This window comes from Methanobrevibacter sp., assembly GCF_045541095.1.
Classification (GTDB): domain Archaea; phylum Methanobacteriota; class Methanobacteria; order Methanobacteriales; family Methanobacteriaceae; genus Methanocatella.
The window spans coordinates 1-1,821 of sequence record NZ_JAZQIJ010000142.1 but is presented as its reverse complement, the minus strand read 5'-3'; the positions used below and the strand labels follow the sequence as shown (position 1 = coordinate 1,821).

1 protein-coding gene is annotated in these 1,821 nt (G+C 34.1%); it reads right to left on the bottom strand.

Going from position 1 to position 1,821, the window contains the following annotated elements; genetic code table 11:
• Nucleotides 1-142: 142 nt before the first annotated feature.
• Nucleotides 143-1,821, bottom strand: a 1,679-nt coding sequence (locus ACKI2P_RS06135; protein WP_407375980.1) for a helix-turn-helix domain-containing protein, incomplete at its 5' end; no start/stop codon positions are given.

Below are 1,821 nucleotides of genomic sequence, written 5' to 3'. Positions count from 1 at the left end.
CATAATTACAACCATCCTCTCCGAGTATACTACCCTCATTATCCCCCAAAAGATATTCCTTTTTCAAGCATAAAAAAGATGTTTTCATTAAGAAAACATCTTTAAAATTTACCGTTTTATTTAATTTTTGGTTTTCGCATAGTTACAGCGTAATTTTCGACTGTCTGTACTGTTTTGGAGTCATTCCTACATTCTTTTTAAATAATGTATAGAAATAATTTTCATTTTCGATACCGATTTTGTAGGCAACTTCTCCAACAGTCATATTGGTATTTTCCAAAAGTTCACACGCTGTATCAATTCGCTTTTTCTGTAAATATACAAGCAGTGATACACCAGTATATTCTTTAAAAGCGTAAGATAAATATTTTGCTGATAATTTAAATTTATCTGCAATGCTCTGCGCACATAATTCCGTATTATCATAATTTTCTTCAATATACTGTTTCACTTTTTCCAGCAAATCATTCTGATTGGATTCTTTTTTCTTTATGGTTTTCTTCATAAATCCCACAACAATCTCAGCATATTGTTTTTCAAATTCACGGAAGGATGGCTCTTCAAAAATACTCTTTTTCAATGTCGTAAAATCATATTCATTGAAATCTAGTTTCTTTTGATTCTTTTCATTTAAAATATCCTGCGTGTAAGTTGTAAGATGAAACAGAGACAGTATCGCATTTTCATATTTCAGCGTTCTGATGTTAGAAAATATCTCATCAATGGTACTGTGAAGGCTCATAATATTTTCCACAAAAACTGCCTGTTTTAACCATTCATCCAGTTTTGCATCATATCTAACGTTTTTATTATTCTCGTTAAAAACAATGCTCCGCGTTGTAATACAGCCGTCTCCAACACCCAATGTATGATATTTTTCCAAATACATACATTTGTCATAAACTGTAGATGTATCTAATAGTGTTTCATATTCATCACAGATGGTAATCTGCAGTTTCTGACCCATCAGTTCTTCATAAATTCTTCTCGCTTCCAGGAATAAAGAAATCAACTCCTGTTTCTCCTGTTCATTCACATCATTAACGATAGAAACAAACGAAGAATTTACAATAGAATAAATATGATTCTGATAATTCTCTCCTATTTTTTCCACAAAGATATTGGCCATGGAAAAGCATAACAGTTCTTTTTCATCTCTGGCCGGTTCCGAATCTGCAGGAAATCCTACGATTACCATGATAGATGTACTTTCAATCTTTAAATCACAGTTGAAATTTTCATTCAAACGGCTTACTTTTTCATCAGTCAGCTCAAAACTGTGTTCCAGAATCCTTCGGATGATCTTTTCACACTCTGCTTTTCTCTGCTTCACCATTGCAAAGGCCAGTTCCTGTTTTTCTTTTCCAAAATCCCGGATACTATCCAAAATGGTCTGAAATTCACCATATTTTTTGTTCATTCCATCATCCGGTACGGATATATTTTCCAACTGTATCAGCGTTTCTCTAATCGGTCGGTAAATGTAGCGAGATACCTGTCTTGCTACAAAAACACCAAAAAAAGTCAGCATAAGTGTGACGCCAATCCACAGTGCCGTCATCAAACGAATGGAACTATACAAACCGCTTTCTTCATTCAGGCAGACAATATTCCAGTCATATTGATCATATGGAATGGCTGTCAAAGCATACTTTTCCCCATCACATTTTAAACTGCTTTTTCCATTTAAATAATAGTTCTGCAGCAACCTTTGAAATTCCTGCGCATCATCTACATAAATATTGTTTTCAGACTGCCATTGAATGTTATACTTGCTGTCCGTAATCAGAACTTCACAGTCCTGGGTTGACAATTCTCTGG